Origin of the sequence: Methylocaldum sp. GT1BB (assembly GCF_051027545.1) — a bacterium.
Taxonomy (GTDB): Bacteria; Pseudomonadota; Gammaproteobacteria; order Methylococcales; family Methylococcaceae; genus Methylocaldum.
The window spans coordinates 4,574,045-4,589,142 of the sequence record NZ_CP194902.1 but is presented as its reverse complement, the minus strand read 5'-3'; the positions used below and the strand labels follow the sequence as shown (position 1 = coordinate 4,589,142).

The 15,098-nt window shown below is 58.2% G+C and carries 9 protein-coding genes, 1 tRNA gene and 2 pseudogenes; 7 read left to right on the top strand and 5 right to left on the bottom strand.

What is annotated here, in order from left to right; all coding sequences use genetic code 11:
* Nucleotides 1-50 precede the first annotated feature (50 nt).
* Nucleotides 51-872 (bottom strand): hypothetical protein, encoded by an 822-nt coding sequence (locus ACR2TX_RS21690; RefSeq protein ID WP_077732219.1) that lies wholly within the window; start codon nt 870-872, stop codon nt 51-53.
* A gap of 214 nt (nt 873-1,086) precedes the next feature.
* On the opposite strand from ACR2TX_RS21690, the gene mscL reads away from it, so the two are divergent.
* From mscL to ACR2TX_RS21675, 3 genes are all read left to right on the top strand, one after another.
* Nucleotides 1,087-1,533: a large-conductance mechanosensitive channel protein MscL gene (gene mscL, locus ACR2TX_RS21685; RefSeq protein WP_434130699.1), complete on the top strand. Its 447-nt coding sequence runs from the start codon at nt 1,087-1,089 to the stop codon at nt 1,531-1,533.
* Between the two features lie 8 nt (nt 1,534-1,541).
* Nucleotides 1,542-2,504: a cation diffusion facilitator family transporter gene (locus ACR2TX_RS21680; RefSeq protein WP_347257865.1), complete on the top strand. Its 963-nt coding sequence runs from the start codon at nt 1,542-1,544 to the stop codon at nt 2,502-2,504.
* A 103-nt stretch (nt 2,505-2,607) separates the two neighbouring features.
* Nucleotides 2,608-2,684, top strand: a tRNA-Pro gene (locus ACR2TX_RS21675).
* An 860-nt stretch (nt 2,685-3,544) separates the two neighbouring features.
* Here the strand turns inward: ACR2TX_RS21675 and ACR2TX_RS21670 are convergent.
* The 3 genes and pseudogenes from ACR2TX_RS21670 to ACR2TX_RS21660 form a co-directional block, all read right to left on the bottom strand.
* On the bottom strand, nt 3,545-4,132 hold the full coding sequence (locus ACR2TX_RS21670) for a terminase small subunit (protein WP_434130698.1): 588 nt from the start codon (nt 4,130-4,132) through the stop codon (nt 3,545-3,547).
* A gap of 84 nt (nt 4,133-4,216) precedes the next feature.
* Nucleotides 4,217-4,301: pseudogene (locus tag ACR2TX_RS21665) on the bottom strand (KilA-N domain-containing protein); the annotation flags it as partial.
* A gap of 156 nt (nt 4,302-4,457) precedes the next feature.
* Complete coding sequence (locus tag ACR2TX_RS21660; protein WP_434130697.1) at nt 4,458-4,682, bottom strand: tyrosine-type recombinase/integrase; 225 nt, start codon at nt 4,680-4,682, stop codon at nt 4,458-4,460.
* Nucleotides 4,683-4,891: 209 nt separating this feature from the next.
* Here ACR2TX_RS21660 and ACR2TX_RS21655 point away from each other — a divergent pair.
* Nucleotides 4,892-5,092 (top strand): annotated as a pseudogene (locus ACR2TX_RS21655) (IS3 family transposase); the annotation flags it as partial.
* Between the two features lie 85 nt (nt 5,093-5,177).
* Here the strand turns inward: ACR2TX_RS21655 and ACR2TX_RS21650 are convergent.
* Nucleotides 5,178-6,827 (bottom strand): DUF11 domain-containing protein, encoded by a 1,650-nt coding sequence (locus ACR2TX_RS21650; RefSeq protein ID WP_434130696.1) that lies wholly within the window; start codon nt 6,825-6,827, stop codon nt 5,178-5,180.
* Between ACR2TX_RS21650 and ACR2TX_RS21645 the strand changes: the two genes are divergently transcribed.
* Genes ACR2TX_RS21645 through ACR2TX_RS21635 form a run of 3 tightly spaced genes read left to right on the top strand, consistent with a single transcriptional unit; the run spans nt 6,808 to nt 15,095 of the window.
* Complete coding sequence (locus ACR2TX_RS21645; RefSeq protein WP_086135655.1) at nt 6,808-8,061, top strand: IS256 family transposase; 1,254 nt, start codon at nt 6,808-6,810, stop codon at nt 8,059-8,061. The genes ACR2TX_RS21650 and ACR2TX_RS21645 overlap by 20 nt on opposite strands.
* Nucleotides 8,062-8,082: 21 nt before the next feature.
* Complete coding sequence (gene drmD / locus ACR2TX_RS21640) at nt 8,083-11,055, top strand: DISARM system SNF2-like helicase DrmD (protein WP_434130695.1); 2,973 nt, start codon at nt 8,083-8,085, stop codon at nt 11,053-11,055.
* On the top strand, nt 11,052-15,095 hold the full coding sequence (locus tag ACR2TX_RS21635) for an Eco57I restriction-modification methylase domain-containing protein (protein WP_434130694.1): 4,044 nt from the start codon (nt 11,052-11,054) through the stop codon (nt 15,093-15,095). The genes drmD and ACR2TX_RS21635 overlap by 4 nt, the downstream gene beginning before the upstream one ends.
* Nucleotides 15,096-15,098 lie beyond the last annotated feature (3 nt).

Below are 15,098 nucleotides of genomic sequence, written 5' to 3'. Positions count from 1 at the left end.
TTCCCACCACGGTGGTCAAAGCCGAATCGTTCGGTCGGAATGCGAATGGGCTACCGCCAAAGCGTAAGCTCTTGCGGCTGATAACCGGAAGGCACCTGCGGACGATCGTCGGGGGATATCGAGTCGGTTATCCGGTTCAGAGCCATAACGGTGGGATGCTTGCCGGAAAAGTCCACCATTTCGACCGGAACGCCGGCCAAATCGCTGAGTTCGATCGGCGGTAGCGATATTCCGAACTGGCTCGCGAAGCCTTGTGCTTTTGCGGCTATTCGCTGAGTGAAAGCGAGGAGCGAGCGAATCGTTGCGTAATCATCCGTGGATAACTGCATCGATGATGGATTCGCGAGGCATACTTCTGCCAGCTTGGTCGCCCCCTTCAGTACGTCCAGCTGTTCGCAGCTGATGCCGGCCACTTGCTTGGCTCGTCCCGTCTTTACGAGGCGCGAGTCATTCGCCGGATTTTCGGCGGAACCGAGCTGATCTATGGAGATCCCTCCCAGCATGTCCTCCCATTTAGCTCGTTGCTTCGGTGACAGTTTCTTGAGTTGATCGCCCAAACCTTGAAGAACCGGTTGAAGATCCTGGGTTTGACGAGCAATCCGATCGATCTTTTCTTCGGTTATCGGCGTGAACTGCTGCTTCTTGTGGTCGATCAAGACCAGCTGTTCATTTGCCCGCTGATAAAAAATGTCCAGATTGCGATCGCCGCCGGCGCCTTTGACCATAATTTGGCCATCTTTGACGACAACCGGTTGAACAGACCTCTTTTGTCCTTCTTCCACGTTGAATTCGATAGTGCTGTCCGCATTGGAAGGAGAGAGCCAAACGAGATTGGCTACTAGGGCCAGATTGAAAAATTTTCGATATTGCATACGGAGATTCCGGAGGTGTTCGCTTACCGCTCGATAGACGAATCGAAGCTGTCGTGTCCTCGTCTAAATGCGGCAAGCAAATAATGGATGTCTAACTCAGGTTAGAATGGAACGGTAGAACGCATTGTGACATGCGTATTCGACTTGCGACAATCGGCGGGGTGATTTTAGGATTGCGTCAAGACGTAACCAGTTCCATAAGGAAGATAACCAGATGTTAAAAGAATTCAAAGAATTCGCCATGCGTGGCAATGCCGTCGATATGGCGGTGGGCATCGTTATCGGGGCTGCTTTCGGTGCCATCGTAAAATCGTTGGTGGACGACGTCATCATGCCGCCAATTGGTTTGTTGTTGGGGAATGTCGATTTTTCGAATCTTTTCGTCGTACTCAGGGATGGTGCAACAACCGGCCCGTACGCGTCTCTGGCTGAGGCCAAGCGGGCTGGAGCCGTTACCATCAATTACGGCGTTTTCTTCAATTCGGTAATCAGTTTTTTGATCGTGGCTTTCTCGATTTTCTTGCTGGTCCGGAGCATCAACAAATTGCGGCGTGAAGCGCCGTCTGCGGCTCCGGCTATAAAAGAGTGTCCCTATTGCCTGTCGGCAGTCGCACTGAAGGCGACACGCTGCCCTCAATGCACATCCGAGCTTAAGTTATAGGTCAGGCCGTGGCGGGCGGACACACGCATGTTCATGTCGATACGATCGGAGGGCGTGCAAAATTCCGATTGGGACTCTCGGCCGCTCTGACCATCGCGTTCGTCATCTTTGAAGTCCTGGCGGGGCTGATTGCGAACAGCTTGGCGCTATTGACCGATGCGGCACACAACCTGACGGATGTTCTTGCATTGGTGCTGTCATGGTATGCGCTTCATTTGGCCGAGCAGCCGTCCCATGCCGGAAAAACCTTTGGTTATCATCGTGTCGGCATTCTTGTCGCCCTCATTAATTCCACGACGCTGACCCTGATTTCGGCTGGAATATTTTATGAGGCCTACGAACGTTTCGTGTCTCCGCCGCCCGTTGCCGCCGACATCTTGATCGCCGTCGGCGCTGCGGCGTTCGTCGTCAATGTCGTAACGGCATGGTTGGTCAGCCACGGCGCCGAGCACGATTTAAACATCAGGAGCGCCTTTATTCACTTGCTGGGAGACGTATTTTCGACGGCCGGAGCGGTCCTCGCCGGCATCGGAATCTGGTTTACCGGCTTTTATTGGCTCGATCCCTTGGCCAGTGTCCTGATCGGTCTGCTCATCCTCTGGAACGCTTGGGTGATCTTGCGAGAGACCGTCGACATTTTATTGGAAAGCACGCCTCGCGATATCGAAATGAGCTCCATGGTGCGCGATCTTCTTCAAGTCGAAGGCGTAAAGGGCGTTCATGATCTCCATGTTTGGAGCATCTCGAAAAGTTTTCGCTTTCTATCGGCGCATATCGTCATCGACGACGTTCTGATCAGCCAGGCCGCGTTAATACAACATGAAATCAAGGAGATGATCCGGAGCAATTACGGCATCGGTCATTGCACCTTACAGCTCGAGTGCGAAGGATGCGATCCGGATTCCCTGTACTGTGACATCAATCATTACGGCCGCCATCAACACGCCGATAACCATCATGCCGCAAGGTGAGCGGATTGAATAAAGCCGCACCGCCGGTTTGAAACCAACTACGCGATCGGCGATTCTCGGATTTTGCTTAGAATTCATAAACGCGGTATTATTGTCGCCTTCACGGGGCGTAGCGCAGTCTGGTAGCGCACCTGTATGGGGTGCAGGTGGTCGGAGGTTCAAATCCTCTCGCCCCGACCAAATGAAATCAGGGACTTGGATGAACAAAAGGCCGGTATCAAACCGGCCTTTTGCTTTTTGATCCCAACTTTGATCCCAACTAATCGGAATGCTACCCAGTTTTGCGAAACAGATTCATCTGTTGTCGGGCGGATTATCGTGTAGGTCGGCCACCACACAGTACATCGGCTTAAAACATTTATAGGTACAGGGGGCTAATCCAGACGAACCGATAATTCCCATTCATCCAATTGCCGACCATCCGGAACTCAGCTGTCTATTACCATTAAACAATTTCAAAAAACCTATGTATGGCCGACAGCGCCAGCTCGAGGGTACCCCCAACGCGCCATAGGAAGGGAAAAAGAGCCTACTAAAAGCGACCGGTCAGGCCAACCTTGAGATGATCGTACTTAGGGACTCTGGGTTTCCGTTTCCGGACGCGTTCAGCCTTTCCTAAGAGACTACGGTGGCGCTCGCTTCAGCGGGTTCTCTTCGGTTTTGGACCTCCAAGACGATTCCAGACGATGTGCGCGAACGCTACCGGTCTGCATTTCCCCGCGTTCCCTTCGATGAATTCGCGTTTCGGGACGGCGGTTTTTCGTGCGTACCTCGCTGCGTACCGCTTCTTTGCATACTGGATCTTGGGTCTTCTGGGCGATCTTCGCAGAGAGCTCTCTGACCCAGCCGTCGCGCTTCGCACGAGGGCCGATTTCGCTGAAACCTTTCCCCTGAAACCTTCCGCGAAAACTATCGCCAGCACCGATCGCGATGATGTCGCTTTCGGTGTGAAATCGGGCGTTAAGATTGCTGTTAAGGTCGCCTCGCGAAACACAGTTTCCGTGCAAACCAAACTGTTAATTGGCGAATGGAAACCGAGTTCAGTGCACTCTACTCGTCAGTTGGCGTAATTTCGCCTCGATCATCTTCAAGGTCTCCCGCGGCACGCCATCGAACAGCCCGGCTTTCTGCCGGTTGTCTCTCTCGTAGAGTCCCAAGTGCCGACAGAGCTTCTCCAGAGCGGCGTTCTTGTCCCAAAACCGGATCTCTTTGATGGTCGTGATCGGTTCACCCTCTTTCCCGGGTTGTCCGGTGACCTTGACGCTCGCGACCGCCGCGGCGAGATCGTCGGGCCATTCATGGACAGGACGAAGGTTGCCGATGGCATCAAACGCCTTTCGAGGATCGGCGAGGCCGATCCGAGCGATTTCCCTCAAAACGCGAGCCTCGTCCAACACGGCGACTTCCTGGGCCATCAGGCGCAGGTCTCTCAACCTTGCCTTTACCTTGTCATTGGCAGCCAGGACAGAGGCCTTTTCCCAAACCGTCTTTTCAGCCCATTTCCGGCTTAGCGGATATGCGCGCCGATAGGCTTCGGACTGGCTGATTTCAGGGTTTTGTAAAATCTCCTGAACGAAACGCTCCTGCTGGGGAGTCAGTCCGGTAACGGGATCTTTAGTGCGGCTCATTCTTGTCTCGTTCATTCGCCGTTTGACCGGCGTCTTTCTTGGATGAAGCGGGTCGGCGTGTGGTTTGGTGACCATTGAGTCCTAAGCCCGAATGACCTTTAGATGAAAGGTCATTCGGGCTGATCCACATCGCGTAGGCGTAGACCAGTTCTTTGACGACGAATGTTCCAACGTCCATTGTGTAACCTGAACGACCGGTAGGGCCGGTGGTGGAAATTTCCGCTTTTCGGCCTTTGCGGTCATTGGCCTCTACTCACCAATCCGCTCGAATGGCTGTTCCGGATCAGCATCGCCATTAGTTAACCCGTGCGCTGACAATCGATTATCAGAAGTCCAAAAGACTCTTCGCCTCCTTAAGCGTCAAGCTGGGCACTGTATGGCGGCAAATCATAGTTGTTTTCACATCGCTGTGCCCCAGCAACTCTTGAATGGTACGAATATCGTAATGGGCTTGCAGCCAAGGACTGGCAAGGCTGTGCCTAAACGTATGCGCTCGCCCGTTTAGGGATCTGGCTTTGTTGAACCGCTTGCTTGATCGCCGCCTGCACATGGGGCTCGTGCCGATGATAACGGCGGTATTTCCGGCTACCAGGAATTTGCGTCAGTGTCTTGGCTGGAAATAACCTCTGTCATACCAGCTCTTTCTCCGTCCGTTTGTACTTTTCACTCAAGGCGCTCGGCAAGAACGTTCCGGCTGCGCTGCGGAGACGCTGCGGAAATGGGTGCGGCAGGCAGCGCGTGACCCAGAGGAACGCTCGGGTCGAGCCGATCTGTGCTCAGTTGCCGATCGCCCCTTCGGTGTACTACGAGCCCAAGGCGCGGCAGGCAAATCCGGCCCGGTTGCCGCCGCGAGCGCAGCGCGCCATCGAGCTCTCGAGGGACATCCGCCGGGTGTAGTACGACGAGAACTTCCAGGTCTACGGCACGCGCAAGGTCTGGCGGCAACTGGGGCGCGAAGGTACGGGACTTGACACCAATGCAATAAGCACCTACACGCCGCCGAGCAGCCCGCTAAACACCCACGGAATCGCCGGTACCGGCTGCGCTACGGGAAGACTTCCACGCTGACTTTGCTGCCGTTATTCGCAAGGTTGTCGTCGCCGGACTTGGTGGTGACCGAAAAGGTCCCCAGCGAATTACCGACCGTGACTCCTCGGCCCGTTAAGGTCACCGTGGCATTCTGCCCAGGACCGATCGAGCCTAAGTTACACGTGCCGACCTGCACATAACACCCCCCGTTGGCCTGGTACGCCGTAATCTCCACGCCCGGGGTGAAGTCCATGCTCAGCGACACATCCGTCGCCGATGTCGTACCCGTATTGCTGACCGTCACGGTGTAGGTCACTTCGCCGTCGGGAGCCACGCTGTTCTTGTCGACCGTAGACGTAACGCTTAAGTCTGCCGGTTGACCTACGCATTCGCAGGAGTTTGCGGTCGCGCCGTCTGGGCAGACACGTACCGTTTGGGTACCGTTGTCGATCAGCGGATTGGTGACGTTGTTGCAGGTGTTGCCGTAGAGCACCGAGCGCCAAGCCACGGCGTTGAAGACGTTGATACCAGCCCTAACTTGCCCTTGATGGGATATGTTTTGACAGCTTCCCGCTGGCGGGGGACCGATGATGTCGTTAATTTCATTGTGATGGATCAGCGCATTGTTGACCAAACGCCAGCCCCCGGGCGACGGACCACCCCACCACCCGAGCGACATTTCCAAAGCCCCGCTCCGCAAGCCATCAACCTCAGTAAACGTGTTTCGAGCAACTGACAACCCGTGGCTAATGACGGGCGGGAGTGATGCCGGCGTGGGCGACGCGCCGATGTTCCCTTTGAACCCCGCTAAGCTGCATGGAGAGTTCCAATCGTACTCGTGGTCAACGACGTTGCCGCGAATCTCAACACCAGTGTGGAGCATCACAACCGGGGCGTCTGCCCGATAGAGTTGCTGCATCGTGATACCATCCGTGTCGTATTGGCGATTGCCTTCGACGGCGGAGTCTGCCGTATGCGCCCACAACCCGATCACACCTCCTCTCGGCGCATTGGCGTTGCTCTTTTGGCACAACGGTGTACGGTGGTCGATGAAATTATCGACCGTATAGACCTGCCAGTACTCACGCCCCACAATGATGCGGCTGGAGCTGTCTGGCGTAACATCCCAAGCGGGAGAAACCGTGAAGGTGACGTTGCCGGTGCCGCTATCGGTGCTGTAGCTGACCACCTTGCGCGTCTGCCCGAGACCTCGGCCTTGCGCGATCTGCACCCAGTGGCCAATGTAATAGCTGCTTAGCACGCTACTAATGTCTTTGCCCTCTTGAACTGTTTGCAATGCGCCCGGAACGGTGACCGAATTCGGTGAGGCTGCGGCAACCGTTCGCGCACTATCGAAAGCAAAGGTGTTGTGATTGTTATCGTATCCGATGGCCTCCCCGTCACCGGCTTTGTCGCCCGTGCACGTTGCGGTGTTCTGCGATACAAGCAATTGTTCATGGCTATTTCTCATATGCCAGAAGAAGCCTGCGCGCCATCCCTTTGCATCGCTCGGCGAGCTCAAATAATCGACCGAAGCGCCATCCGCCGAGTTATGCTCGAAAGTTGTGGATGAGGGGCTGAGGTAGGCGGCGTATTCTTGATGGTCTTCGAGGTCATCAATTCCTGTTGAGAGGAGCGAATACGCCATGCATGAAGATAAAGTCATTCCGCTGAAGAATCCAGGGACACCCGCCCCGGTTGCCGATGCCCTGACGGAACTGCTGCGGGAAGGCGCCCAGCGGATGCTGGCGGCGGCGATCGAAGCGGAGGTGGCCGCCTTTCTGGAACGGTTCAAGGACGAGAAGACGGCGGACGGCCGCCAGCGGGTGGTGCGGAACGGTCATCTGCCGACGCGGTCCATCCAAACCGGCGTCGGCGCCGTCGAGGTCACGGTGCCGCGGGTGCGGGACCGGGCGAAGACGATCCGGTTTACCTCGGCGATTCTGCCGCCCTACCTTCGGCGGACCAAGAGCCTTGAGGACCTGTTGCCCTGGTTGTACCTGAAAGGGATCTCGACCGGGGATTTTCAGGAAGCGTTGACGGCGTTGCTGGGCCGGGATGCGCCGGGGCTATCGGCGAGCACCATCAGCCGTTTGAAAGAGACGTGGAAGGACGAACATCAACGCTGGTCGCGGCGGGATTTGTCGAACCGGCGCTATGTGTATCTTTGGGTGGATGGCATCCATTTCGGGGTGAGGCTGGAGGATGCGGCCCAATGCATTCTGGTGGTGATTGGGGCTACGGCGGACGGCCGAAAGGAGTTGCTGGCGTTGGCCGATGGCTATCGGGAGAGCGAGGCGTCCTGGCGCGAGGTGCTGTTGGATCTCAAGGCCCGGGGCCTCACGGTCAATCCGCACCTGGCCACCGGGGATGGCGCCCTCGGCTTTTGGAAAGCCTTACCACAAGTGTACGGGACCACCCGTGGCCAGCGCTGTTGGGTCCACAAGACGGCCAATGTGCTGAATAAGCTGCCCAAGAGTCAGCAACCCAAAGCCAAAGCCGCGCTGCACGAAATCTGGATGGCCGCGACCCGGCAGGAGGCGGAGAAAGCGTTTGATCGTTTCCTGACGGGGTATCGGTCCAAGTATCCCAAGGCGGTGGCGTGCTTGGAAAAGGATCGGGAGGCGCTGTTGGCGTTCTACGCTTTTCCGGCGGAGCACTGGATTCACCTAAGGACCACCAATCCGATCGAATCCACCTTTGCCACGGTCCGGTTCAGAACCGCCAAAACGCGAGGCTGCGTGTCACGGGGAAGTATCCTCGCGATGGTGTTCATGCTGGTGAAAAGCGCCGAGCGGCACTGGCGGAAACTGAATGGAATCCCCCGTTTAGCCCAAGTCATCGAGGGAGTCGTGTTCAAGGATGGAGTTCAGGAAGACGTCGAGAAAGTCGCCGCCTGAGCCCACCCCCGTACACAACATTTGACCATTACTCCGGTTCACGAGAAATCAACCCTTCCGGAGCCGGATTCCTTCGATCATCCCAAGCGCCTGCAGGCCTTTCTCGATGCGGTGCGCTGGGGTGCCATTTCCCAGGCAGATGACCGTGCCTTGCAGTCGCCTTTCCGTAGCGGCATTGAGATCGACGAATATCAGCTCGACCCCGTAGTCCGCGCTCTTTCCATGCCGCGGGTCAATCTGTTGATTGCTGATGACGTGGGGCTCGGCAAAACTATTGAGGCGGGCCTCGTGATCCGGGAAATGATTCTGCGCCATCGAGTCCGCTCGGTGCTGATCGTTTGTCCTTCCTCCCTGCAAGTGCAATGGAAGGAGGAGATGCGTGACAAGTTCGGCCTCGAATTCCGCATCGTCGACAGCGAATCCATCAGCCAGTTGCGCCGCAAACGCGGTATCCACGTCAATCCCTGGTCCCACTTCCCGCGGTTAATCACGTCCATCGACTTCCTCAAGCGGGAACGCCCGTTGCGCAGTTTCCGCGAGACGCTCCCGGTCGGCGACCAGCCGACCTACCCGCGGGCCTATGATCTTCTGATCGTCGATGAAGCCCACAACGTTGCCCCGTCCGGGCGCGGTAAGTACGCCACCGATTCCATGCGCACTCTGGCGATTCGTTCGCTGGCACCGCATTTCGAGCACAAGCTGTTCCTGTCCGCCACGCCCCACAACGGCTACCGGGAGAGCTTCGCAGCCCTCTTGGAACTGCTGGACAGCCAGCGCTTCGCCCGCGCCGTAACACCGGACCGCACTCAACTGGATGCCGTCATGGTCCGGCGCATGAAATCCGAACTCAAGCTCTGCTGGGACGGCAGCCGGCGTTTCGCCGAGCGGGTCGTCCAGCATCTGGAAGTGCCCTACACCGATGAGGAGCGCAAGGCCCATCATGCCCTGCAACAGTATTCGGAACTCCGCCTCAAGCACGCCGCTTCCGATGGCGAGCGCATGGCCGCCGAGTTCGTGCTCAAGCTGCTCAAGAAGCGCCTGTTTTCCTCGCCCGCGGCGTTCGGCATCACGCTCGAAAAACATATCGCTACAGTCGGCGGCAAAAAGGCCGTCAGCACAGCGACCCGTGACATCGAAGACTTTTCCGACGATTACGCCGACGACGAGGAATATGAACTCGAAACCGGCGAGGTCGTCGCCTCGGCCAGCCAGGCGCTTTCGCCCGTTTCTGCGGAGGAACAGGCGCTGCTCAAGCTGCTCAGCGAATATGCCGCCAAGGCCAGCCTGCGCCCGGACTGCAAGGCCCAAACCCTGATCGACTGGCTGAAAACCACCCTGCGTCCCGGCGGCCAATGGAACGAGGAACGCGTTATCCTCTTCACCGAGTACCGAGCCACTCAGAAATGGCTGTTCGACCTCCTGGCCCGCGAAGGCTTTGCCGAAGCCGGCCGGCTGGAGATGATCTATGGCGGAATGCCCAACGACCAGCGCGAGCGCATCAAGGCGGCGTTCCAAGCCCACCCCAGAGAATCGACGGTGCGCATTCTGCTCGCCACCGATGCGGCTTCGGAAGGCGTTAACCTGCAGAACCACTGCTCCAAACTGATCCATTTCGAGATTCCCTGGAACCCGAATCGCATGGAACAGCGGAATGGCCGCGTGGACCGGCACGGCCAGAAGGCCGACGAAGTGCATATCCATCACTTTGTTGGCCGCGGCTTCGACAAGACCCAGACGGGCGGGAAGGTCGGCGATCTGGAAGCCGATCTCGAATTCCTGATGCGCGCCGCGCTCAAGGTGGAGACCATCCGCGAAGACCTGGGCAAGGTCGGCCCGGTGATCGCCAGCCAGGTCGAGGAAGCCATGCTCGGCAAGCGCCACCGCCTGGATACGGCCCGCGCCGAACAGGACGCCGAGCCCGCGCGGCGGATGCTCAAGTTCGAGCGCGATCTGCGCAAGCAATTGGAGAAGCTCGCCGAGCAGTTGCACATCACCCAGCGCGACCTGGACCTCACCCCCGAGCATATCGAGAATGTCGTCCGGGTCGGCCTGGAGCTGGCCGGCCAGCCGGCCCTGATTCCGGTCGAGGTGGACGGCCTCTGGCCCGATCCCACCGGCCGGAGCAAGACCTGCCCCGTGTTTCGTCTGCCAGCGCTCTCCAACAGTTGGGCACAGTGCCTGGATGGCTTGGCCCATCCCCATAACCGGAAAATTCGCCCCATCGTCTTCGATGCCGCCTTGGCTAGCGGTCGGGACGATGTGGTATTCGCGCACCTGAACCATCGCTTGGTGCAAATGTGCCTGCGCTTGCTGCGCGCCGAAATTTGGTCCCTTGGCAGCCGGGCGCAGCACCTGTCCCGCGTCTCGGCCTGCGTGGCGGACGACTCGGCCCTGACTCATCCGGTCGTCATTGCCCATGGCCGCATCGTAGTGCTGGGCGGGGATAACCACCGTCTGCACGAAGAGATCATCACCGCGGGCGGTGCGCTCATCGAAGGACGCTTCAGTCGGCTCAACGTGGGCGAAACTAAGGCGGCGCTGGAGGCAGCCACTGATACGCCGGTCCCGGCAGCCATCGAAGCCCGTTTTCAGGCGCTTTGGCCGAAGCATCGCGATGCGCTCCTGGCAGCCCTGGAAGCGCGGCGCGCGGAACGTACCAAGAACCTGGAGAAGACCCTCGCCGAACGGGCTGAACAGGAGGTGACCAAGCTCACCAGCATCATGACCGAACTACAGCGCGCCATCGAAAAGGAACTGGCGCCCCAGCAACAGCTACAGCTCGACTTGTGGGGAGACGATCTCGGCATCCAGCAGCGGGAACGGGACCTGGCGGCCCTGCGGCGTCGCTTGCAGGAAATCCCCGACGAAATCCAGCGCGAATCCGAGCACCTCCGTGCCCGCTTCGCCAACCCCAGCGCCCGCCTGTTCCCGGTGGCGGTGACATGGCTGATCCCGCACCGCGCCGTACTCGCCATCCCAGGAGGCCGGGTATGAGCATCGCACGCCATCACGCCGACTGGCTGTCCCTCGTCGAGGTCTCTGGCCCCTTCGTGTCCCTCCCGGTGCTGATGCGGGTGTTCCCGCAAGGACTGGAGCCCCGCGATCCGGCCCAGGCCAAGGCCCTGCGCGCGGCTTACGATGCATGGCGGGACCACCCCGGCGCGCCAGGAGGGCAGCGCGGCTGGGTATGGCACGTGCTAACTGCAGTGCTGGGCTATCCGTCGGACCTGATCGCCGAGGGCCAAACCCTGCCCGCGGGGCTGGAAGCTGCCATGCCGATGATGGGCGAAACTCTGCGTCCCGATTTCGCCCTGGTTGGTCCCGCCAGCAGCGAAACCGCTGGTCAGACCCACTTGCTCATCGTCAGCTACCCGGCCGAACAGGCGCTCGACAAGCCGGTGACGGGTAAGCATTGGAAGGCCACGCCCGCCACCCGCATGATGGAACTGCTCCACGGGGCCGGCGTGCCGCTGGGCCTGGTGACCAACGGCGAGCACTGGATGCTGGTCTACGCCCCCCGCGGCGAAACCACCGGTTACGCCTCCTGGTACGCCTCGCTGTGGCTGGATGAAGCCATCACCCTGCGGGCCTTCCATTCCCTGCTCGGCGTCCGCCGCTTCTTCGGCGTCGCCGCCGACAGCACCCTGTTGGCGCTGCTCAAGGAAAGCGCCCAGGACCAGCAGGAAGTCACCGACCAGCTTGGCTACCAGGTGCGCGAGGCGGTCGAGGTACTGGTGCAGTCCCTCGATGCCCTGGACCGGGAAAGCCATCGCAGTCTGCTGAAAGGCGTCGCCGAGACGGAGCTGTACAATGCGGCGCTCACGGTGATGATGCGCCTGGTCTTTCTCTTCTCCGCCGAGGAGCGCGGCCTGCTGCATCTGGGCAAGCCGCTGTACGACGACCACTATGCCGTGTCCACCTTGCAGGAGCAGTTGCAGGAGGTGGCCGATCGCCACGGCGAAGAGGTGCTGGAACGCCGCTACGATGCCTGGGCACGCCTGCTCGCCACTTTCCGGGCCGTGCATGGCGGCATCCGGCATCAGGATTTGCTGATGCCAGCCTATGGCGGATCGCTGTTCGATCCCGACCGCTACCCCTTTCTCGAAGGCCGCGCCGCGGGCACCGCCTGGTGCCACGCGCCCGCCGAACCCCTGGCGGTGAACAACCGCGTGGTGCTGCACCTGCTCAACTCGCTGCAACGGCTGCGCACGAAAATCCCCGGCGGCGGGCCGGCGGAGACGCGGCGGGTCTCCTTCCGGGCCTTGGGCGTGGAGCAGATCGGCCATGTGTACGAGGGCTTGCTCGACCATACGGCAGTGCGTGCCGCCGAACTGGTGCTGGGCATCAAGGGCACCCGCAGCAAGGAACCGGAAATCCCGTTGGCGGTGCTGGAATCCTGGCTGGCCAAGGGAAAGGACCCACTCGTTGACTTCCTGAAGGAAGCTACCGGCCGCTCCGTCTCGGTGCTGCGCAAGGCGCTGGACGAAGGCAACCTCCTCGACGAACACAAGCTGAGCGTCGCCTGCGGCCACAACGAAGCCCTGCTGGCCCGCGTGCGTCCGTTCGTCGGCCTCATCCGCGAGGATTCCTTCGAACGTCCGTTGGTGGTGCTGGCCGGCAGCCTCTACGTCACCGAGGGCACCACGCGGCGCAGCACCGGCACCCATTACACGCCGCCGTCCCTGACCGAACCGATTGTCCGGCACACCCTGGAACCGCTGGTCTACGACGGCCCGGCGGAAGGCTGGCCACAAGAGCAATGGAAGCTGAAATCGCCCAAGGCCATCCTCGACCTGAAAGTCTGCGACATGGCGATGGGGTCCGGGGCGTTCCTGGTGCAGGCGTGCCGGTATCTGGCGGAAAAGCTGGTGGAGGCCTGGGAGAACGAGGAAAAACAGCATCCGGGCGAAGTGCTGGTGACGCCCGACGGCCAGTTCTCGACCGGCCAGCCCACCGAGCGGCTGGTGCCGGCGGAAGCGGCCGAACGCATCGCCATCGCTCGCCGCGTGGTCGCCGACCGCTGCCTGTACGGGGTGGACATCAACCCCATGGCGGTGGAAATGGCGAAGCTATCGCTGTGGCTGGTGACGGTGGACAAAAATCGGCCCTTCACCTTCCTCGACCATGCCTTCAAGTGCGGGGATTCGCTGCTGGGCATTACCTCGCTGAAGCAGTTGGAAAACTTCAGCCTACGGCCCGGTGGCGGGAAGCAGTTGGCGTTTTCCACGCTGAACCTCTGGCGGCACATCGAGGAGGCCAAGAAGAAACGCGAAATGCTGGAAGCCATGCCGTCGGATACCCCGGAGCAAATCGCCGGCAAGGCGGCGCTATATGCCGAGGCGGAAGAGGCGGTGGCGAAACTCAGCGCGGCAGCGGATGTGTTGGTCTCGGTGGAATTGCAGGGCTTGAAGGGCAAAGCCTACGAAGCCGAACGGGAAACTGCCGCCGATCACATGATGGTGTATTGGGCCGAGGGGCTGCCGGAATTGCAGGCGTATGCGCGGCGGCGGTTAGGGAAACGGCGGTGTTTTCATTGGGCGCTTGCGTTTCCGGAAATTACCGAGGCGGGCGGATTTCATGCGTTCGTGGGGAATCCGCCGTTTATGGGAGGTTCACAAATTCGCGAGGCCTTCGGAGAAGGTTATCTGGCTCAGTTGAAATCAAGTTGGCCTAACAATGGCACAACAACTAACTTCGTTGCCTATTTTTTTCGACGAGCTTTCGACCTTATTAATAAACATGGAAGCTTTGGCCTAATATCTACAACCACAATCTCAGAAGGAGATACTCGTGAAGCCTCGCTTGACGTCATTATGACTCAGGGCGGCACAATATTTTTTGCACTCCCTCATTTGAAGTGGCCAGGTGCGGCATCTGTAATGGTATCTATAGTTGGCGTATCAAAATTAAAGACAAATCAAGTTCCATTGCTCAACGGGAGAGAAGTTCCTCATATTTCTTCGTATTTAGATGAAGGCAATCAAAATATAAAACCCGCTTTACAGCTAATTGAAAATTCTGGAATTGCATTCAACGGATCAAAGTTATATGGGCAGGGTTTTATTTTATCGCCTATAGAAGCACATAAGCTCATTGATGATAATTTATCGAACAAAAATGTAATTTATAGTTACCTAACCTCTAAAGATCTAACAGATTTTCCAGACTGTCAACCAACGGCTTTTGTGATCAATTTTGGCGACATGAGTGAGCACGAAGCATCCCAATACAGAGAGTGCTTTTCTATTATCACAAGCCGAGTTTTGCCAGAGAGAAAAAGCAATCGACGTGATCAATACAGAAGATACTGGTGGCGATATGCCGAACGTCGAGCTGGATTAAATAACGCGCTCCAGACTGTCACATATGTTTTAGTTGCACCTGCAGTTGCAAAATACACGATTTTTTCTCGTATAAGCGCATCAAAGATAGTCATAGATCATAATTTAATTGCATTAATCCTTCCTGAATGGTGGGGTTTTTCAGTTATTCAGTCTGCAATCCATCTTGCATGGAGCCTACGTCTAAGTTCCACTGTAGAAATTCGGTCTGGATACCGACCATCAGATTGCTTCGACACTTTCCCTTTCCCCCGCTTTTCGGTCCCCGAATCCCGATCCATGCTGGACGTTATCGGCGAACGCTATTACCAACACCGCCAGTTCATCGCACAAACCCACCAGGAAGGGTTGACCAAAACCTATAACCGCTTCCACAACCCTGCCGAAACCAGCGCCGACATCGCCGAACTGCGCCGCCTGCATGTCGAAATGGATCAGGCCGTCGCTGCCGCCTATGGCTGGCAAGACCTGGACCTCGGCCATGGCTTCCACGAGACCAAACAGGGCCTCCGATACACCATAAGTGAACCCGCCCGCCGCGAAGTCCTCAACCGCCTGCTGGAACTCAACCACCAGCGCTACGCAGAGGAAGTGGCTGCCGGGCTGCACGACAAAGCTGCCAAAAAGTCTGGTCGAGTCGGACGGGGCGGAAAGAAAAAAGACGATAACGGACAGATGACGATGGATTTGTAGAAC